Source organism: Polaromonas sp. P3_A5, from assembly GCF_056403055.1.
In genome coordinates this window covers 2,279,436-2,300,411 of record NZ_JBFUGF010000001.1, presented here as the reverse complement: position 1 = coordinate 2,300,411, position 20,976 = coordinate 2,279,436, and the positions used below count along the sequence as shown (strand labels likewise).

Below are 20,976 nucleotides of genomic sequence, written 5' to 3'. Positions count from 1 at the left end.
AAAGGTACTTGGCAAACTTCAGGAACTGCGAACGGAACACGGACCACGTCGAACAAGGGCAACCGTCACGCGTAGTGCCTTCTGACCCAACCAAAGAGGAACATCGACCATGAAAACACCATCAGAGAACGACGGCCGCGCAGCGGTCGAACTGTCCAGCGACGCCTCTGGTCGCCGTGAGTTTTTGAGAATGACTGGAACAGGCGTGGCTGCGGCCGGCATGCTTTCGACCGTTGGAGGCGCTGCCTTTGCGGCGGATACGCCGGCCATACCAGGCAGGCCCGGTGGTGCCGATAACTTTTACAAGAGCGACAAGGTGACCGTGCAGAAGGTGACTTTCAGGAATCAGTACCGGATGAACGTCGCGGCGAATCTTTTCATTCCCAAGACGCTTGACCGGAAAAAACGCAACCCGGCGATTGTTGTGGGCCACCCCATGGGTGCGGTGAAGGAGCAAAGCGCGAACCTGTACGCCACCAAAATGGCGGAGCAGGGTTTTGTTGCCATGTCCCTGGATCTCGCTTTCTGGGGCGGCAGCGACGGCCAGCCGCGCAATGCCGTTGCGCCGGACCTGTACGCCGAGAACTTCAGCGCTGCAGTGGATTACCTCGGTAGCCAGGCGTTTGTCGACAGGCAGCAGATCGGCGCCATCGGGATTTGCGGCAGTGGCAGTTTTGTCATCAGTGCGGCGAAGATTGACCCGCGCATGAAAGCCATCGCCACAGTGAGCATGTACGACATGGGCGCGGCCAACCGCGACGCCCTCAATCATTCGCAGACGCTCGAGCAGCGCAAGCAGATCATTGCCGCCGCCGCCGAGCAGCGCGATGTGGAATTCAAAGGCGGTGCGATCCAGTACACCAGTGGCACCGTGCATCAACTGACGGCGGACACGCACCCCATCCAGCGCGAGTTTTACGACTTCTACCGCACACCGCGAGGCGAATACACGCCCACGGGCGGATCGCCGCGAACCACCACGCACCCGACCCTGGCCAGCAACGTCAAGTTCATGAACTTTTACCCGTTCAATGACATCGAGACGATCTCGCCTCGCCCCATGTTGTTCATCACGGGCGACCAGGCGCACTCGAAAGAATTCAGCGAAGACGCCTACAAGCGGGCCGCTGAACCGAAGGAGTTGTTTATTGTTCCGGGCGCCGGCCACGTGGATCTGTATGACCGGGTGACGATGATTCCGTGGGGCAAGCTGACTGCGTTCTTCGGCAAGCACCTGGTGCAGACCGGCGCCTGATGGCGGTTCGGGCGATCATCAATGTGGTGAGCGGCGTCTGCGTCGAACGCGAGACCGCCTTTCACTTCGCCGCGCGCAGACGGAGGTTTTGCGCCTCGCTGATGCTTCCACTGCTTTGCGCGAGTAGTCTCGCTGCTGCGGGCGGCGACACTCGGGCAGTTTCCCAACAACCATCTGACCCGACACCCCGCAGGAAGGCCCCCGTGATGAAAATCCAGATGAGCGTGGATGGCATCGTCATTGCGACGGCAACACTTGACAGCAATGACAGCGCCAGAGAGTTTGCGGCACTGCTTCCGCTGAACCTGGTCCTGAAAGACTACGCGGCTACGGAAAAAGTCGCTGACTTGCCGCGTGCGCTGTCAACGAAGGGTGCGCCGGTGGGGCACAAGCCCTCCACCGGCGATATCGGTTATTACGCTCCGTGGGGCAATCTGGCGATTTATCACAAGGACTTCGCTTTTTCAGACGGCTTGGTTCGGCTCGGGCGGCTTGATTCAGGGCTGGACGCCATGCGGCGCCCCGGCCCCGTGGCGGTGAGGGTTGAACACGCTCCTCCATGACGCTGCACGGCGCAACGTGTCGGGCCGTGTGCACCAGGCCGATGATGTTGGCGAAAACGAAAAAGCCCGCAGTTGCGGGCTTTTTTCCGTACGGCGTTCCGGCATGGGTGCCGGACGCCTGTGGCTCAGGCAGCCAGCGCGGCTTTTTCCTGGTTGGCGGACTTTTGCGTGTGGGTCACGATTTCAATCTGCGCGGCTTCCAGTGCTGCGGCCTTGGCGGCTTCGCCCATGGCCAGGCCTTCGGCGCGCACAAAACGCACGTCGGTGATGCCGAAGAAGCCGAACACCACTTTCAGGTAGCTTTCCTGGTGTTCCAGGGCTGTCATCGCGTCGCTGGTTGAATAGACGCCGCCGCGGGCGGACGCCACGATCACCGTCTTGCCGCCGGCCAGGCCCACGGGGCCCTTGTCGGTGTACTTGAAGGTACGGCCGACTTGCGCAACGCGGTCGATCCAGGCCTTGAGCTGGGTGGGAATCGCAAAGTTGTAGAGCGGTGCGCCCACGACGATCACGTCGGCGGCCAGGAATTGCGTCACCAGTGCTTCAGACACGGCGTTTTCTCGCTTTTGCACGTCGCTCAGGGCAGTGCCGGCAGGCATGCGGAAGCCGAGTGATTCGGCGGAGAGGTGGGAAGGTGTGTCGGCTGCCAGGTCGAGGTAGCTGACTTCGGTGCCGGGGTTGGCGGCGCGCCATGAGGCCACGATCTGGGCCGTGAGCTGGCGGGAAACCGAGTTGCCGCCAAGGATGCTGGAGTCGATGTGAAGAAGCTTGGTCATGGTGAATTCCTTGAATTGAAGTGATTGATCGGGTGGGATAAACCGGTTTTCAGGCCGTGTTCACCTTGAACCGCAGCCATGGGATAGATTGTGCGGATGAGTCGAGTGTTTGATAAGTTGGCAATAATGCGACTTATCGTTCTACTAATGAGACAATAAACACCGCAAAATCACAAAATGCCTTCGATCTGGCGCCATCGCACCTGGGCGCAAGGCGAGTAAAGGCGACGAAAGGACTTTTCCCATGCAAGACCTCAATGACATGCTGTACTTCGCCGAAGTGGTGGAGCGGGGCGGCTTTGCCGCCGCCGGCCGGGCGCTGGGGCTGCCCAAGTCGCGCCTGTCGCGCCGCGTAGCCGAGCTGGAGGCGCGGCTGGGCGCGCGGCTGCTGCAGCGCACCACCCGCAAGCTTTCACTGACCGAGGTCGGAGAGATTTACCTGCGCCACTGCAGCGCCATGCGCGACGAGGCGCTGGCCGCATCGGAAGCCGTGGCGCAAATGCAGGTCGAGCCGCGCGGCACGCTGCGCATCACCTGCCCGGTGACGCTGGCACAAAGCACGGTGGGCTACCTGGTGCCGCGCTACATGGCGCTTCACCCCCACGTGAAAGTCGACATGCGCGTGACCAACCGGGTGATTGACCTGGTGGAAGAGGGCATCGACATTGCCCTGCGCGTGCGGCCCACGCTGGAAGACAGCGGCAGCCTGATCGTGAAAAACCTGGGCTCCGGCTCCGGGCGCCTGCTGGCCAGCCCGGATTTGCTGAGGCGCCAGGGCACGCCTGAAAAACCGGAAGACCTGCACAAGCTCGACACCGTCGCCATGTCCTGGGTGGACGGCCGGGCGTCGTGGACGCTGATGGGCCCCGACGGAAAAGAGTTTGTGCTGCAGCACCAGCCGCGTTATGTGGCCGACGACCTGCAAACCCTGAAGCTGGCCGTGCTGGCCGGCACCGGCATGAGTTTTTTGCCCGAATCCCTGAGCGCGGTAGAGCAGCAGGCGCAATTGCTGGTGCCCGTGCTGCCAGGCTGGGCGCTTCGCCCCGGCGTGGCGCATGCGGTGTTCACTTCGCGGCGTGGGCAGATTCCGGCGGTGCGGAGCTTTCTGGACTTTCTGGGGGAGCGGATGCGGGGTGAAGAGCTGGTTTGATGGCCTGGCCTGGCGGATTAGCCGGCCGCGAGTGCAAGTAAGGCGCTATGAATTTAATAGCTGCTTGCGCTTGTCCTTATTGGGCTGAAGGCAGTTTTGATAGTCAGAAAAGCTGTCAAAACGGCAAAAAACAGGCGATTTGGGACCTGCGGGTGCAGGTTGAGGCCGGAAATAGTGCCCCGAAAGCTTGTTTTTTCATGAGAAAAATGGCTGCAAGCCAACAGGGATAAGCGCCAGCAGCTACAAAAATAATAGCGCCCGGGCCCGCCGGGAATCACGGCCGACGGCAACCGGGCGGAAGCCGTCGGGCGATTTCAGCGAGCAATGTGATTCAACGCTATTTACTGCCAGTTGGCAGCAATCACCGGCGCCAGACTGTTCTGGTAGCTGGCAGGCAAGGTGGTCTCACCTGCTGCCGGCGGGCTGAACGATGCCATGGCTTGCACGAGGTTTTGCACCTGGGTGTTGAGCAACGTCAGCCCGCCGCTGGTCTTGAACTGCTCGACATGGTACTGGCTGTCCAAGTACCAGTTGCTGACCATGAATTTGTCGTCGGTGCCGATGATGCTGACCTCAAGGTCGTTGTTGACCTCACGGAACCAGAGCTGGTCCGCGGCGATACCGGCATCAAACTGGGCAATGTCCACGTTGCCGGCCGTGGCGTCGTCTTCCTCAATGGTGTCACTTCCATAGCCGCGAGCCAGGAAGAATTTGTCGTCACCAGTGCCTCCGCTCAGGGTGTCGGCTCCAGCGCCTCCGTTGAAATAGTCATTGCCCGCGCCGCCTTCCAGCACATCGAGCCCGACCCCGCCGTAAAGGGTGTCATTACCGCCGTCACCGCGCAAAACATCGTTGCCATTGGAGCCCAGCAGGAAGTCGTCACCGGCAGTGCCCACGTAGGTAGACGTGGTGGCCAGGGCGGCCTGATCCCAGACCGTGCCATCGGCGAACTCAACGCGCTCGATCCTGTACGCGCTGTCGAGGAACCAGTTGCCCAGCGTGATGCGGTCGTTTGTTCCTGCGATATTGAGATAGAGATGCTGCTGGTCGCGGCTGGTGGTCACGTCGCTGGCCAGCACCGTGCTGTCAAAGCGGAACGTGTCCGTGTTGCCTGCCGTCTCGTCGTATTCAACGGTGGTGTCGGATCCGTCACCCCGGCTGTACAGGTAAACATCGTTGCCTTCGCGGCCGTAAAGCACATCGTCTCCCTGCAGTCCTTGCAGGGTGTCGTTGCCGAGGTCACCCGACAGGTAGTCGTCGCCGGCTGTACCGACGACATTGAGTGCAATGACGGTGGCCGAGGCGGCCAGGGTTTGCGAGTCCCACACGGTGCCGTCGGCGAACTGGACCTGCTCGATCTTGAACTGGTCGCCGTTGAACCAGTTCCTGAGCTGGATGCGGTCAGTGCCGCCGGAGATGTTCAGGTACAGGTTGTCCTGGTCGCGGGTGACGGTGACGTCTCCAGCCAGCACACTGGCGTCGAAACGCACGGTGTCGATGTTGCCGGCCGTGGCGTCCAGGTCGTAGAGGTGATCTGAACCGTCTCCGCGCTTGTACAGGTACACGTCGTTGCCGCCGGCAGTGTCGAAGATGTAGTCGTCTCCGCCTGCGCTGTTGAAGGTGTTGCTGCCGGCCCCTCCGGTAATGACGTCCAGGCCTTCGGTGCCCACATACGCAGATGTAGCGGCAAGGGCCTGCTGATCCCACACCGTGCCGTCAGCGAATTGGACGCGTTCGACCTTGCGTGCGTCCTCGAGAAACCAGTTCGCTAAAGTGATTCGGTCCGTGGTGCCCTGAATGCTGAGGTACAAGTTCTGCTGGTCGCGACTGGTGGTCACGTCGCCAGCCAGCACGGTGCCGTCGAAACGCAGGGTGTCCAGGTTGCCCGCCGTCTCGTCGTAATCGATGATGGTGTCGGAACCATCACCCCGGCTGTACAGGTAGACGTCGTTACCTTCGCCGCCGTACAAGGCATCGTCTCCGGCCTGGCCGTCGAACACGTCTGCTGCGCTTGTGCCGCCCAGCGTGTCGTCTGCGGCTGTGCCAGTCACGGTCAACGCTGCCGCCGTCACAGCCGCACCCGTCCATATCGTGCCGTCGGCAAAAGAAATTCTCTCCAGCCTGCTGAAAATGGTGCCGTCAAACCAGTCCTTGATGGTGATGCTGTCAGCGCCGTTATTGAGCGTGAAGACGGCGTCATTGCCGGTGCGCGAGACGGTTACGTCTTGCTGGGTAATGCCTGCGCCGAACACCAGCGTGTCCCGGTAGCCTTCGTCATCCGGATGTGCAGCAAAATAATCTGGCGCAGCCGCATTGGGGTAAAAGCGCACATCATCAGTGATGGTGTCGTGGCCATCACCCAGGTTGAAGACATAGGTATCGCCCGCGTAACTGCCAATGAGCGTATCGTCGCCTGTGCCGCCTTCATAGGTGTTCGCACCAATCGTGCCGGTGTTGTGCGGAACTGTCAGCAGGTCGTTGCCGGCGCCGCCGATCAGGTGTCCCAGTGCGCCCATGCCGGTCAGTACATCGTCGTACTGTGATCCCTGCAAAGTGCCGGTTCCCGTCAGGGTCAGGCCGGACATACTGGCCATATAGGCAGAATCCCAGACCGTGCCATCGGCGAACGCGACCTGCTCGATCTGGTAGCCGGTATCGGCAAACCAGCCTGTCACCGTAATCTTGTCGGTGCCGTTGGCATGGCGGAAGATCATGTCATTGCCTGATCTACCCAAGCTGATATCACTAACCAGAATGCCAGCGCCAAACACCAGCGTGTCAGTCGGCCTGAAGTTGGACTGGTTCTCGGTGATGGTGTCCTGCCCGTCGCCCAGGTTGAACTTGTAGGTGTCTGTAAGGCAAGTGCCGACGATGGTGTCGTTGCCTGTTCCGCCTTCAAACACGTTGTTGTTCGGGCCGTAGTAAAAAGCGCTCAGCGTGTCATTACCGGCGCCGCCAATCAAGGTATTGGACGTGGAACTCTGCTCGCCATAAAGCACGTCATCGCCGTCACCGCCGTCGAGGATGTTCACACCTGCGCCTCCGCGGATGTCGTCGTTGCCAGCGCCGCCATGAAGAATGTCGTTCATGACCGTTCCGGTCATCACATCGTTACCGGCCGTACCGGTAACTTCCAGCCCGGCCGAGGTCAGGGCCGGCTCCAGCCACACAGTGCCGTCAGCAAACTCGACCCGCTCGATCTGGTAACCCGAATCGGCAAACCAACCCTTGACGGTGATCTTGTCGGTGCCATTGGCGTGGGCAAAGACCATGTCGTTGCCCACGCGAACAAAGCTGATGTCTGCAACCAGAATATCTGCGCCAAACACCAGCGTGTCAGTCGGCCTGAAGTTGGACTGGTTCTCGGTGATGGTGTCCTGCCCGTCGCCCAGGTTGAACTTGTAGGTGTCTGTAAAGCACGTACCGCTGATGGTGTCGTCGCCTGTGCCACCCTCAAACACGTTGTTGTTCGGGCCGTAGTAGAAGGCACTCAAGGTGTCATTGCCTGCGCCGCCAATCAGGGTGTTGGAGGTTGAGCTTTGCTCGCCATACAGCACGTCGTCGCCGTCGCCCCCGTCCAGGATGTTCACGCCTGCGCCCCCGCGGATGTCGTCGTTGCCGGCGCCACCGTGAATGATGTCGTTCATGACCGTGCCGGTCATCACATCGTTACCGGCCGTACCGGTAACTTCCAGCCCGGCCGAGGTCAGGGCCGGCTCCAGCCACACAGTACCGTCAGCAAACTCGACCCGCTCGATCTGGTAACCCGAATCGGCATACCAACCCTTGACGGTGATCTTGTCGGTGCCATTGGCGTGGCTGAACACCATGTCGTTGCCCACGCGAACGAAGCTGATGTCTGCAACCAGAATGTCCGCGCCAAACACCAGCGTGTCAGTCGGCCTGAAGTTGGACTGGTTCTCGGTGATGGTGTCCTGCCCATCGCCCAGGTTGAACTTGTAGGTGTCTGTAAAGCACGTACCGCTGATGGTGTCGTCGCCTGTGCCGCCCTCAAACACGTTGTTGTTCGGGCCGTAATAGAAGGCACTCAAGGTGTCGTTTCCGGCGCCGCCAATCAGGGTATTGGAGGTGGAGCTTTGCTCGCCGTACAGCACGTCGTCGCCGTCGCCGCCGTCGAGGATGTTCACACCTGCGCCTCCGCGGATGTCGTCGTTGCCGGCGCCACCATGAATGATGTCGTTCATGACAGTTCCGGTCATCACATCGTTACCGGCCGTACCGGTAACTTCCAGCCCGGCCGAGGTCAGGGCTGGCTCCAGCCACACAGTGCCGTCGGCAAACTCGACCCGTTCGATCTGGTAACCCGAATTGGCAAACCAGCCCGTCACCGTAATCTTGTCGGTGCCGTTGGCGTGGGCAAAGACCATGTCGTTGCCCACCCGGTAGCTGCTGATGTCGGTGACCAGTATGCCGGCACCAAAGACCAGCTTGTCGATCGGCGTGGGGCCCGTCGACTGGTTCTCGGTGATGGTGTCTTGGCCATCACCCAGATTGAATTTGTAGGTATCCACAAAACAGCCGCCAGTGATGGTGTCGTTGCCCGTACCGCCCTCAAATACATTGTTGCTGGGGCCATAGTAGAAGACACTCATCGTGTCATTCCCCGCACCGCCAATCAGGGTGTTGGATGTGGAGTTTTGCTCTCCGTACAGCACGTCGTCGCCATCACCACCGTCCAGAATGTTTGTGCCCGCAGCGCCGGTAATAGTGTCGTTACCGCCCATGCCAAGCAAGGTATCGCCCATGGGTGTGCCGGTCATGACGTCGTCGCCGGCCGTGCCGGTGACGATCAGGCCTGCAACCGTCAGGTCAGCCGAGTTCCACACCGTCCCGTCAGCAAACTCGACCCGCTCGATCTGGTAGCCGATGTCGGCAAACCAGCCTGTCACCGTAATCTTGTCGGTGCCATTGACATGGGCAAAGACCATGTCGTTGCCCACCCGGTAGCTGCTGATGTCGCTGACCAGTATGCCTGCACCAAAGATCAACTTGTCGACTGGCGTTGGGCTGATTGACTGATTTTCCTGGATGGTGTCGTGGCCGTCGCCCAGGTTGAATTTGTAGGTGTCTGTAAAGCACGTGCCGACGATGTTGTCATCACCGGTTCCGCCTTCAAACACGTTGTTGTTCGGGCCATAGTAAAACGCGCTCAGCGTGTCATTACCGGCACCGCCGATCAGGGTGTTGGAGGTAGAGGTTTGGTCGGCGTACAGCACGTCGTCACCGTCACCGCCATCCAGCAGGTTAACGCCCGCACCGCCATTGATGGTGTCATTGCCGGCGCCGCCATACAACTCGTCGTTGCCACCGCCGCCAGAAATCACGTTGGCGCCGGCACTGCCAACCACCGCCCAGTTTGCGTTGTCCTGCACCGCGTGGTTGGTATCGCCGCTTCCCAGTACAGCGACATGCTCCGCTGCAAGCATGACCTGGATTTCGGGCGTGTTGGTGTTGTTTTCAAGAATGCTCTGGAGCGTGAAATAGGGTTCCCAGCCCACTCCTTTAACCGTGGCGGAGGCGTACTTGTGCAGTTCAACCAGATCGATGGCTGTGTTGTACGTGTCACTCGCAGCCCGGGTATTGGCCATGGCCCGCGCAACGGTGGTGTCGAAATGAACGCCGGTCTCATCAATCGCCAGCTCAATGCTGTCGAGGTAGGGCTTCAACCGCGTCTGAACAACAAGTGCGGAGTACACACTTTCCTTCAGCGCATCGTACGCCTGCTGCAACAAAGCCAGCTGTTGTGGCGGCGGGCTGATGATGTATTCATACACCACATTGCCTGTTTCGGTGGGCTGGTGACTCAGAATCGCAAAACCTGCCGGCCGCGGGCCGCCTGTTTCGTCGCCATAAAACCTGCTGCCGTTGAAGGCTTCAAGCACGTAAATGAGATTCCGGTACTGGGCAACGGTAATGCCCGGTGGCAAGTTATACGTTGTGCCAGCGTTGTAGCCCACCGCCAATCCGTGTGAGAAACCAGAGGTGTCTGCCCACGCAGATATCAAGGTATCAAGCTGAGCACGCTGGGCATCACGTGTGGTGGCGGCCGCAAAAGTCTCCAGACGCGTAGCAAGGTCTGCGCTCAGGCTGGCCGCCGCCTGCAAATTGCGCACCATGCCGGAACCATTCATCTGCGGCAATGCCTGGGCTTGCGCGGTGATGGGAACAGGGTTACCGGCCTCGTCCACCACTTCCGGCGGGAACTCGGTAAAGAAATTATTGGTTTCAAGGTCGATCGCACCAACAGTATGCGTCTGGCCGTTCTGGGTAAAGGTGGCGCTCAGGGCCACGGTGTTGTTGTTGATCACCTGTCCCGCTTGTGGACCCGTGCTGCTGCCGTTGACGCCAATGCTGGTGATGTTGAGCTCAGTCAGGGTCTTGAGCTCACCGCTCTGGGTAATGCCGTCCTGATTGGCGTCTTGCCAAATCTTGAGTTCGCTAAATGCGGCATCTGCACTGGTGATAAAGCCATCGCCATTGGCGTCCAGGTCACGCAAGGCATCGAAGCCATCTGTGGCCAACGTGCTATTGCTCTTGATGGTGTCTACGCCAAAGAGCTCCCGGCCAGTGTCTATGGTGCCATTGCCGTTGAGGTCGCGCACCAAAAAACCGTCATCGGGTCTGGCCCAGCCGGTGCCGGTTTTGATGCCGTCTGCGTTGTGGTCGAAGAGGGTCGCACCGCTGGCGCCTGCCAATTCGAGGCCATCGCCGTCAAGGTCCAGAACCAGCGGATCTCGGCGGATGACAAGATTGCGAGCGGAGGTGAAATTGGAATTGACGTTGCCATTGATGTCGTAGTCGATGTCACCAATCCCACTGAATTGACTTCCAACAATATCGAGGAATCTCTTAATTTGGTCCCAGTTTGCAGGGCCGGGAACCTTGTCCATCCAGTCTTTCGCTTTCTGCGCCGTTGCAGGATCGGACGAAGACATGGCTTTACCCACACGTGTCAACAACCAAGTGCTCTCAACAACTGAATTAAATCCCGTCCCGCCGGTCCGGCGAAGCTTTTCCCAAATTTCTTCCACTTGATCTTCACCCAATGTTTGGGTGGCTATGTCCATAGGTGTTTTTAGGGTCCAGTTGTCGAGGGTGAGGCCGTTATTCTGAAAAGCTATTTCATGGAATTTTTCTGTTTCCTTGTAGCGGACATCACGACTTACCGAGCCACCAGATTGCAAAGCTATATCCTGTAAGGTTTGTAAATAGCCTATAGCCATATCTACGCGAATCCCGTCAATCTGCGTTTGCGTTAAGTTGCGGCAGGCCTCACCACCCAGGCCCATCATTGCTGTGCCTTGCAAATAATTTAAAGCGGATATACCGGTAATTGAGTCTCCGCGAGCCACGCCTGCAGCCCAGCCAGCGTAGCCATACCCCTGCGTGTTCAAGACGTCGTAAATCAGTCGTGCCTGCTCGACTCCACCCGTTTGAATTTGGCCGATGTACTGACTGAGCTGTTGACTAGAAATTGCTTGTGCCATGGAAATGCTTATTTGATTGTTGAGAAGTGATAGCGATCACAGACTAGGGTTTCGCTGAGGTCGCAGCGGACACGGCTTTGAAGCCCAGGATTTGCCGGCTAACTGCCTCCTGAATCTCTCGCCAGTTCGCCAATTGACTGCGACGGTAAACAATATAGACCTTTGCTCTCATATGAGGTGCAAGACTAAAGGTGTGTTCGCAAGGCGGAGCCGAAACACGTCGGTTGCTGCAATTGATATAGGTGTCGACGCTGCCTGCTTTATCAGCGTGTACAAAAAGATCACGCGCGTCTCTGTCCTCTCTATGCGGTGTGCCCGTCTTAGGGTTCATTCCGGTGGCGGCGTATACCTTTAAACCGTATTGCTTTGCTGGAAGCTCTTCGTACTTTTCATATTTGAGAGTGTTCGCTGAATTGCCGATTGCTGCTACTTGCCGATCCAGGAATTGGTCGCCTGGATAATCTGTTCCTGTGGAAATGCCAACGCTAATCCACGAGGTTTTAGAGGCTGGATGGCCAGCTTTGTCCTCTATCAGTTCTGCACTAGACTGCCCCGCCATATCTGGAAACCGTGTGTAGTAGCCAAAGCTGATCAGCTTGGACTGATGGGTGCGCAGGGGCCTTGGCCCCTGCCGCTTCCCGCCCCAGCCAGGATCGCCTTCGTATTCCACGTAATTTGCAAAGTGGCGCGGAATAGTTACCGGCACACCGCCCAGATCACCCACTATATCGCGCGGGGCCACCCGGGTTGCCTCCATGGCCGATGGCGACAAGGGATTCAATGTATCTAATGCATAGCTATTGGTTGACAGGAATCCCAATGCACCAGCAAGGACCAACACCGCTATATTTAAGCGTTGAAACTTGGCGGTGTGATTTGACCAATTTCCCGATACAGCAGTCATTCGTTTTGAGCTTTCGATAGCGTAGTTATAAAGGTATGAAGTCGTTCAACGGCTAGCTCATTCACGGCACGCCATCGGGAGAGGCGGAGGCAGAGAGAACGCGAATGCAGATTTAGCGAGAACCTAAAGAAGTTTAATTTCTATTTATGTAAATAATCCATCCATTGCATACCGCTGCCAATACGGCGATGTGATCTCTGTCAAGGTTTTAAGTTCTGTGCTTGACTAGTACCGTTTTGGTTAGCGTCAGGGCATATCTTGAGATCATCAAAAAGCAGTATTTGTGCTGATGATGAAAATTAGTGCCATTGTCAGTTTAGGTTGAACGGCTCCGGCAAACCAAATTAAATCGCACTCGTCGTCTGGCCGCCACAAGTCGTTTTCATTAGTTAGCGCAGAGGAAGTTCAGCAAACGTTTTAATCAAGCGGCTTGGTGCGGACCGGGCAGAGGTAACCTACACGCGATAGTGAAAATTCACCTACGGCACAACAACTGAACATGAACAGCCCACACCGCGGCCGCTTAGAGCAGACGGCGCCTTTTCGAGAGAATTGAGCGCAGAAGCAAATGGCGTCCATCGTTAGGTCGCCACAAAATCTTTCATCACCTTGTTGAGTTGCGCTGAAGTCTGACCCGAGGGGATCACTCCATCTCTACGTTACTTACAACCAGTCGTGGGCAGATGCCTCAATGCCCATTCTTAACGCTGGCGGGGCCGGTAGTCAGCCGCTGAAAGCCCAATTTCTCATGGTAAATATGGCTGCAAGCCAATAGAGGCGAGCGCGAGCAGCTATAAAAACAGGAGCACTTGCGTTGACCCGTTGCTTGTCACATCGCCGCGGCCAGCCAGTTCAAGCCGCCAGGCTCAACACTGTTTTGACCAGCGCCTGCGCACGCGGCACCAACGTATCGAGACAGCAGTATTCGTTATCGGTATGCGCCTTGGCGCCCACTGGGCCAACGCCGCACAGCGTGGGAATGCCCAGCGAGGCGGTGAAGCCCGCGTCGGAACAACCGCCCGTGGCTTCTCCGGCAACATCGAAACCGACTTCGGCCGCGCTCGTTTTGTATCGCCGCATCAGGTCGCTGCTGGCTTCGGGTTCCAGGGGCAGCGACTCCGACATCTGTGTGATGCGGATGGTGGTGCCCGGCACACCGGGTGCGGCGGCCAGGGCGTGGATGCTGGCGAACACCGCTTCGCGCTCGGGCAGGGTGCGAAAGCGCACGTCCAGCTTGGCTTGCGCGGCTGGCGCCACGGTGTTGGTCGACATGCCGCCGCTGATCAAACCTACATTGGTGGTGATGCCGCAGCTGTAATCGGTTAACGCGTGCAACGCGGTGACCAGTTGCGCCAGGGCGCCGATGGCGCTGGCGCCGTCGGCGTGGTTCATGCCCGAGTGGGCGGCGCGGCCGGTGACTTCAATCAAAAAGGTGGCGCCGCCCTTGCGCTCGGTGACCAGGTTGCCGCTGACGCGGCCGGGCTCTGAGTTGAAGACCGCTCGCGCGCCGCGCGCATGGGTTTCGATGGCGATGCGGCCGTTCTGCGAGCCGATTTCTTCGTCGGCCGTGAAAAGGCCCAGCACCGGGAAGGGCAACGGCGGCAGTTTTTGCAGCGCCATCATCACAAAGCATTGCAGCACCAGGCCGGACTTCATGTCGGACACGCCGGGGCCGTAGCCGCGCTCGCCGTCCACGCGCCAGGGGCGCTGGGCCACGGTGCCGGTGGGGAACACGGTGTCGCGGTGGCCCATTAACACCACCGGCGCTGCCGCTGCTTGCGCGCCCGGCAGTCGGGCCAGCAGCACGTCACCCTCGGCGACATCACCGCGGTGTTCGGCGCTGATGCCCGCGGTTTGCAGCCAGCCTGCCATGGCCTGGGCCACGCGGTCGGTGCCCGGCTTGTCGTGGCTGCTGGAGTCGATGTCGACCAGCGTGGCCAGGGCCGCCTGCATGGCGGGGCGCTGGCCGGCCAGCCATTCGGTGGCGGCGCAGCCTGGCGCTTGTACGGCGGTCATCGCGGTGGCCATCGCGGCACTCATGCGCATTCCTGCATCACGCCGGCGCCTTCTTCGGCCAGGTCCCAGAACATGCCGGCCATGATCTGCAGCGACTCACGGGTGGTGTCCACCAGGATGTGTTCATTGGGGGCGTGCTGGGAGCAGGCGGGGTACGAATGCGGCACCCACAGCGTGGGCAGGCCCAGCGTTTCAGAAAACACGTCGTTCGGCAGCGAGCCGCCGAGGTTGGGCAGCAGGGCCGGGCGGCGGCCGGTGCTGCGCTCGATGGAAGCCATGCCCCAGCGCACCCAGGCGTTGTCGGGGTCCAGGCGGGTGGCGGCCATGTTCACGTCGGTGCCGCGCACTTCCACATCGTCAAAGCCGTGGGCCAGCAAGTGCTTGCGGATGTGCGCCAGAAAACTCGCCGGGTCGCTGCCCACCACATAACGCATGTGGCAGTGCGCGCGTGCCTCGGCCGGAATGGCATGCACTGGCATGGCCGGGTTGCCGGTGGTGAAGGCCAGCACCTCCAGGCTGTTCCAGCCGATCACGCGCTCGGCCGGCGAGAGGCCTGGCTCGCCCCAGTCGGGATCGATCTCGGGATCGTTCGGGCCGCCGCCGACCTCGATGTCCTGCAGCGCGGTGCGCACGCTGGCCGGAATGGCGGTGGGCAGCAGGCCGGGCACCAGGATGCGGCCGCGGGCGTCCACCAGGCTGGCAATCGCGTGGGCCAGGCGGATGCCGGGGTTGCGCAAAAGGCCGCCCCAGTTGCCCGAATGGTGGCCACCGTCGCGCAGCTTGAGGTGCAGGTCGAAGTTGAAAACGCCGCGCGAGCCGAGAAACAGCGTGGCGCGCGAAGCCGACACACGCGGGCCGTCGGAGGCCAGGAACAGGTCGGCCGCCAGCGCATCGCGGTGCAGGGCACAGACCTCGTTCAGGCCCGGTGAGCCGTCTTCTTCACCCATTTCCAGGATGATTTTCACGTTGTAGCCCAGGCGCCCGCTGCGCACGGCCAGCACCTGTTCCAGCGCGGTCAGGTTGATGGTGTGCTGCCCCTTGTTGTCGGCGGTGCCGCGGCCGTACCAGCGGTTGCCGTCCACCACGATCTTCCATGGGCTCAGGCCTTCACGCCACTGGGCATCGTAGCCGCGCACCACGTCGCCGTGGCCGTAGGTCAGCATGGTGAAGGCGGCGCCGGGCTCGATGCGCTCGGCCAGCAGGAAAGGGCTTTTGCCCGGCACCGGGTTGTCGACGATGCGGCAGGCAAAACCCAGCTCCGTGAGCTTGGGCGTGATTTCGTTTTGTAGATAGGCGTGCAGGATGGGGCCGCTGGCGGCGTCCTGGCTTTCGGTTTTGTAGGCAACGCGTCGGTCCAGCGTTTGCTGGAAACGCCCGTCGTCGAAACAGGCGAGGGTCTGGGCCACGGCTTGGGTACGGCTCATGAGAGGTCCTTGAAATTGAAGGGAAATTGCGCGGTTGAAATGGAGAGGTAAAACGTCAGCCGATGGCTTCGGCGGCAATGTCCGGCACGCCCAGCCCGGGCTCGGGCGTGAGGGCCGAGGCCAGCAGCATGCGGGTGTAGGGGTGCTCGGGCCGGGCAAAGACCTGTTCGCGCGTGCCCAGCTCAACGATGGCACCGCGGTGCATCACGGCCACGCGGTCCACCAGGTGTTCGACCACACCCAGGTCGTGGCTGATAAAGAAGTAGGTCAGCCCGAACTCGGCCTTCAGGTCCATCAGCAGGTTCAGGATTTGCGCCTGCACCGACACGTCGAGCGCCGATGTCGGTTCGTCGCAGATCAGGATGTCGGGGCGCAGCACCAGTGCCCGCGCAATCGCCACGCGCTGGCGCTGCCCACCCGAAAGCTGGTTGGGGTACTGGCTGTGCGTGCGCTCGGGCATGCCGACCAGGTCGAGCATCTCGCGCACCTTGCGCTGCTGTTCCTGTGCAGTGCCCACTTTGTGCAGGGCCAGGGGCACCCCGACAATGCCTGCCACCGTGCGGCGTGGGTTCAGTGATGAATACGGGTCCTGAAAAATGGGCTGGATGTGGCGCGCCAGGGCGCGGCGCTGGCTGCTGTCGACTTCCTTGCCGTTGACCAGCACATTGCCGGAGGTGGGCGGCAGCAAGCCCAGCAGCATCTTGGCCAGGGTGCTTTTGCCGCAGCCGGACTCCCCGACCAGGCCCAGGGTTTCGCCCTTGCGGATGCGAAGCGAGACGTTATTCACCGCCCTGATTTCACCGGGCGCCGTGAACAGCCCGCGCTTGAGTTTGAAGACGCGGCTGAGCGCGCACAGCTCCAGCGCAATGTCTTCGCTGCCGCCCGGGGGCGTTGCCAAAGGGGTGGTGGGGTTCATGCGGCCTCCGCCAGCAAGGGTGAAGCCGCGACGCAGCGCACGGCATGCTCCGCGTCCAGCGCCACATAGGGCGGGGTGTTGGCGCAGCCTGCCTGTACCTGGCTGCAGCGGTTGGCAAAGGCACAGCCCTCTACCTTGCCCACCAGGCTGGGCACCACGCCGGGGATCGCCTGCAGGCGGCTGCCGGGCAGGGTCTTGCCGCGTACCGGAATGCAGTTGAGCAGCCCGCGGGTGTAGGGATGGGCGGGGTGGGCGAACAGTTCGGCCACCGGCGCGGTTTCCACCACTTCGCCCGCATACATCACGGCCACGCGGTCTGCGATGCGCGCCACCACGCCGAGGTCGTGTGTGATGAAGACCACCGCGGTGCCGAACTCTTTTTGCAGCTCACGGATCAGTCTAAGGATCTGCGCCTGGATGGTGACGTCCAGCGCGGTGGTGGGTTCGTCGGCAATGATCAGGTCCGGCTCGCACATCAGGGCCATGGCAATCACCACGCGCTGGCGCAGGCCGCCCGATAGCTGGTGCGGGTACTGCCGCAAACGGTCTGCGGCTTGCGGAACGCCCGCGCGTTCGAGCAGGTACAGCGCACGCTCACGCGCCTCGGCCATGCTGACCTTGCGGTGTGCGCGCAGCGCCTCGCACAGCTGGTCGCCCAGCGTGTACGACGGGTTCAGCGCCGTCATCGGCTCCTGGAAAATCATCGCCATGCGCGAGCCGCGCAGCGCGGACATTTCCCGCTCGGGCAGTCCCTGCAGGTCCACACCGCCGAAGCGGATGTGGTCGGCGGTGCGCACGGCCTTGCGCGGCAGCAGGCCCATCAGCGCAAGCGACGTCATCGACTTGCCACAGCCGGACTCGCCGACCAGGCACAGCATTTCCCCGCGCCGCACCTGGAAGTCGATGCCGCGCACGGCGTGCAGCATGCCGCCCGGTGTCGGCAGGTCGACGCGCAGGTTTTTCACGTCCAGCAAAATGTCCATGGGGGTTCCCTTTCAGTTGCGGCCGTCGGGCGCGGTCAGGTCACGCAGGCCGTCGCCCACCAGGTTGATGGCCAGCACCAGCAGGGCCAGCACCACCCCGGGCACCAGGATGACCCAGGGCTGGAAGAACATGTAGGCCTTCCCTTCGGCCACCATCAGCCCCCACGACGGCGTGGGCGGCTGCACGCCCAGGCCCAGGAAGGAGAGGGTGGATTCCAGCAAGATCGCGTGCGCCATCTCGAGCGTGGCCACCACGGTCAGCGGGCCCATCAGGTTGGGCAGCAGTTCGCGCACCAGGATGTAGGGCGTGGACGCGCCGAGCGCCTTGGCGGCGGCGATGAATTCGGCGTCGCGCAGCTGCTGCGTGGCCGAGCGCGTGACGATGGCGAAGCGGTCCCACAGCAACAGGCCCAGCAGGATGATGACCACCTGCAATGAGCCGCCGATGAGGGAAGCTGTGGCCAGCGCCACCAGCACCACCGGCATGGCCAGCCGGGTGGTGATGATGTAGCTGACCACGGCGTCGACGCGGCCGCCGAAATAGCCCGCCAGCACGCCCATGGTGGTGCCGATCAGCCCGGACACCAGTGCCGCGACCAGCCCGATGCCCAGCGATACGCGGGCGCCGTACAAAAGGCGGCTCAGATAGTCGCGGCCGAGCTTGTCGGTGCCGAAGACGTGTTCCCAGCTGCCCTTGTCGTGCCAGAACGGCGGGATCAGGCGCTGGGTCACGTCTTGCGCATACGGGTCATGCGGGCTGAGCCAGGGCGCGAACAGGGCGGCCACCACGGCCAGGCCCAGCAGGATGCTGCCCAGCGTCATGCCGCGGTGGCCCAGCACACGCCGCAGGCTGCGGCGCCAGGCGGGGACGGGCGGCAGCGGCAGCGCCGGCGCGGCGGAAACGGTCAGGGAAGGTGCGTTCATGGTGATGTCCTAGCGTGTGCGCATGCGGGGGTCGAGCGCGGCGTTGAAGACATCGGCCAGGAATGTCAGCCCGATGTAGAACACGGCGATGATCAGCACCACGGCCTGCACCACGGGGTAGTCGTTGCGCGAAATGGAGTCCCAGGCGAGTTGGCCCAGGCCCTGCATGGAATAGACCGATTCAATGACGACCGAGCCGCCCAGCATGAAGCCCAGCTCCACGGCCGCAAGGGCGACAACCGGAATGATGGCGTTGCGCAAGGCGTGCTTGAACACCACGCGTGCCGGGCTCAGGCCCTTGGCGCGCGCAGTGCGGATGTAGTCCGCGCCCAGCACGTCGAGCATGCCTGCGCGCGTCAGGCGCATCAGCGACGGCATGGCGTAGTAGCCCAGCGCAATGGCCGGCAACACAAAGTGCTGCCAGGTGGTGTTGCCCGCAACGGGCAACCAGTGCAGCCCGACAGCGAAGAGCAGGATCAGCGTCAGCGCAAACCAGAAGTTGGGCATGGCCTGGCCGACCACCGCCACCATCAAGGCCAGCCGGTCTATCCAGGTGTCGCGGTAGACGGCGGCCAGCACGCCCAGCGGAATCGCCATCGACACCGCCAGCAGCAGGGACACGGCACCCAGCTTGAGCGTGATGGGCAGGCGCTCGCCGATGAGTTCCATCACGGTGTTCTGGAAGAAGAACGAACGCCCGAAGTCCAGGTGCAGCGCGCCCCACAGCCAGTCAAAAAACTGGGTGGTGATGGGGCGGTTCAGGCCGTACTGGACGCGCACTTCCTCGACGGCTGCGGCGTTTGCCTCGGCACCGGCGATGGAGGCCGCCAGGTCGCCGGAAAGGTGCAGCAGCATGAAACTGACGACGGCCACCGTGAGCATGACGCTCAGGGCCACCAGAAAGCGGCGGAATATGTATTGCAGCATGGGAATGCCCCGGTTGTTGCGTTAGCGGACTGCGCGGGTCAGCCCAGCCATGCGGCGCACGGCCGGGCCATCGTGGCTACTTCCAGCTGGCCTGGATGAAGCGTGGCAGCTCGTCCGCATGCGCCGTGAATTTGAGGTCCGGCGTGAAGGCGTAGTTGGTGGAGTAGGAGAACATGGGCGCCATGTAGGCCTGCTCGCTGATGCGCTGCAGGGCCTGCGCATATTTCTTCTTGCGCTCGGTCTTGTCAACCGTGCTGTCGGCGGTTTTCAGCAGTGCAATCACCTGCGGGTCTTTGGCCGTGTCGTCCGGGCCACCTTCAAAGTAGTTGCCGACAAACGCGGACGCGTCGTTGATGGAAAACGATCCCCAGGACTGGAAGGTCAGCGGCGCGCGGCCCGAGTAGATTTCGGTGCGCAGCACCGGGTACTGCACAAAATGCAGGCGTGCGCGTATGCCCACCTTGCGCAGGTCGCCCACCATGGCTTCGGCATATTCACGCTCGCGGTAAGCCCACAGGTCGGTGTCGAAGCCGTTGGGGTAACCCGCGGCCGCCAGCAGTGCCTTGGCCTTGGCCGGGTCGTAGGTGTACTTCACCTCTTTTTCAGTTTCGCAGCCGAACTGGGTGCGAAAGCACGGCGAATACACCGGCTGGCTGCCGCCGCGCACCAGGCTGTCGGCCAGGCCCTTGCGGTTGATGGCGTGGTTGACGGCCTGGCGTACACGAATGTCCTTGAAGGGCAGGGCTTCCGGCGTGGTGCCGTTGCTGTTGATCGACATGAAACCCACGCGCATGGTTTCACCGCTCAGCACGGTGGTGTTGGGCCTGGACTTGAGCGACTCGGCCTGGTCGGACGGCACGCGCCAGATCCAGTCCACCGCGCCCGTCATCAGCTGGGCCACGCGCGCTTCCGGGTCGCGGATCACCACAAACTTCACCGTGCCGATATTCGGCTGGCCCGCCGGGCTGTCCTTGAAGTAGGCCGTGTTCTTCACCATGGTCACGCCTTGGCCTGGCACCACGGCGGTGATCTTGTAGGCACCGGTGCCAATGGGCGCCTTGCTGTAGCCCTCCAGGCCCACCTTCTTCATGTAAGCGGCGGGGTAGATCGGCGTGGGCCCGGCCAGGTAGTCCATCGCGGCCGGAAACGGCGCCTTCAAATTGATGCGGACCTGGTAGTCGCCGAGCTTTTCGACGTTTTTGATCCAGCCCGTGTTCTGGCGCGTGGCGATTTTGGCCTCCGGCGCCGTGACCACATTGAAGGTGTAGGCCACATCGTCGGCACTGAACTTGTCACCGTTGTGGAAGGTGACACCCTGGCGCAGGGTGACCAGCAACGCGGTGGCGGATTCCCATTTCCAGGCGGTGGCCAGCTGGGGTTTGAACTCACCGGTTTTGGGGTCACGGTAGACCAGTGTGTCCCAGGCCAGGTTGGCCAGGATCACGCCTTCACGCATGTTGTTGTGGTACGGGCTGACGTTTTCAACCTCGCTGTCCGAGGCGTAAACCAGGGTGTCGTTGGCTTTGCCGGCATGGGCTGCAGTCAGGCCTGCACCGAAGGCCGCAAGCACAAAACTTTGACGCACCATCGTGGTGAAAAATTGCTTCATAAAAGTCCTTCGTCATGGCGT

The 20,976-nt window shown here is 61.3% G+C and carries 13 protein-coding genes; 3 read left to right on the top strand and 10 right to left on the bottom strand.

The window, feature by feature from the left end:
• Positions 1-109: 109 nt before the first annotated feature.
• Both AC1DU8_RS10855 and AC1DU8_RS10850 read left to right on the top strand, forming a co-directional pair.
• Entirely contained in the window at positions 110-1,255 is a 1,146-nt protein-coding gene (locus AC1DU8_RS10855; RefSeq protein ID WP_477670784.1) for an alpha/beta hydrolase, read from the top strand.
• A 206-nt stretch (positions 1,256-1,461) separates the two neighbouring features.
• Positions 1,462-1,818 (top strand): cyclophilin-like fold protein, encoded by a 357-nt coding sequence (locus tag AC1DU8_RS10850; RefSeq protein ID WP_477726723.1) that lies wholly within the window; start codon positions 1,462-1,464, stop codon positions 1,816-1,818.
• 125 nt (positions 1,819-1,943) lie between these two features.
• Here AC1DU8_RS10850 and AC1DU8_RS10845 read toward each other — a convergent pair whose 3' ends face one another.
• The gene (locus AC1DU8_RS10845) at positions 1,944-2,594 is read right to left on the bottom strand and encodes an FMN-dependent NADH-azoreductase (protein WP_477689100.1); all 651 of its coding nucleotides are present in this window, start codon (positions 2,592-2,594) and stop codon (positions 1,944-1,946) included.
• A 244-nt stretch (positions 2,595-2,838) separates the two neighbouring features.
• Between AC1DU8_RS10845 and AC1DU8_RS10840 the strand changes: the two genes are divergently transcribed.
• A complete protein-coding gene (locus AC1DU8_RS10840; RefSeq protein ID WP_477702712.1) occupies positions 2,839-3,744 on the top strand; it encodes a LysR substrate-binding domain-containing protein in 906 nt (301 codons plus the stop codon).
• Between the two features lie 341 nt (positions 3,745-4,085).
• Here AC1DU8_RS10840 and AC1DU8_RS10835 read toward each other — a convergent pair whose 3' ends face one another.
• The 9 genes from AC1DU8_RS10835 to AC1DU8_RS10795 all read right to left on the bottom strand — a co-directional run bounded on the left by AC1DU8_RS10835 (position 4,086) and on the right by AC1DU8_RS10795 (position 20,934).
• Complete coding sequence (locus tag AC1DU8_RS10835; RefSeq protein ID WP_477726722.1) at positions 4,086-10,700, bottom strand: calcium-binding protein; 6,615 nt, start codon at positions 10,698-10,700, stop codon at positions 4,086-4,088.
• 595 nt (positions 10,701-11,295) lie between these two features.
• Entirely contained in the window at positions 11,296-12,156 is an 861-nt protein-coding gene (locus tag AC1DU8_RS10830) for a hypothetical protein (protein ID WP_457306525.1), read from the bottom strand.
• 852 nt (positions 12,157-13,008) lie between these two features.
• Positions 13,009-14,196, bottom strand: a complete 1,188-nt coding sequence (locus AC1DU8_RS10825; RefSeq protein ID WP_457282708.1) for a M20 family metallopeptidase — start codon at positions 14,194-14,196, stop codon at positions 13,009-13,011.
• Positions 14,193-15,596 carry a M20 family metallopeptidase gene (locus AC1DU8_RS10820; RefSeq protein WP_457282709.1) on the bottom strand — a complete coding sequence of 468 codons (1,404 nt, stop codon included), beginning with the start codon at positions 15,594-15,596 and terminating at the stop codon, positions 14,193-14,195. Before AC1DU8_RS10820 ends, AC1DU8_RS10825 begins: the two co-directional genes overlap by 4 nt.
• A gap of 55 nt (positions 15,597-15,651) precedes the next feature.
• The gene (locus AC1DU8_RS10815; protein ID WP_457282710.1) at positions 15,652-16,512 is read right to left on the bottom strand and encodes an ATP-binding cassette domain-containing protein; all 861 of its coding nucleotides are present in this window, start codon (positions 16,510-16,512) and stop codon (positions 15,652-15,654) included.
• Positions 16,509-17,495: an ABC transporter ATP-binding protein gene (locus tag AC1DU8_RS10810; RefSeq protein ID WP_457282711.1), complete on the bottom strand. Its 987-nt coding sequence runs from the start codon at positions 17,493-17,495 to the stop codon at positions 16,509-16,511. The genes AC1DU8_RS10815 and AC1DU8_RS10810 overlap by 4 nt, the downstream gene beginning before the upstream one ends.
• A gap of 12 nt (positions 17,496-17,507) precedes the next feature.
• Positions 17,508-18,419 (bottom strand): ABC transporter permease, encoded by a 912-nt coding sequence (locus tag AC1DU8_RS10805; RefSeq protein WP_457282712.1) that lies wholly within the window; start codon positions 18,417-18,419, stop codon positions 17,508-17,510.
• A gap of 9 nt (positions 18,420-18,428) precedes the next feature.
• A complete protein-coding gene (locus AC1DU8_RS10800; protein ID WP_477726721.1) occupies positions 18,429-19,346 on the bottom strand; it encodes an ABC transporter permease in 918 nt (305 codons plus the stop codon).
• A 76-nt stretch (positions 19,347-19,422) separates the two neighbouring features.
• Positions 19,423-20,934 (bottom strand): ABC transporter substrate-binding protein, encoded by a 1,512-nt coding sequence (locus AC1DU8_RS10795; protein WP_457282795.1) that lies wholly within the window; start codon positions 20,932-20,934, stop codon positions 19,423-19,425.
• Positions 20,935-20,976: the final 42 nt, after the last annotated feature.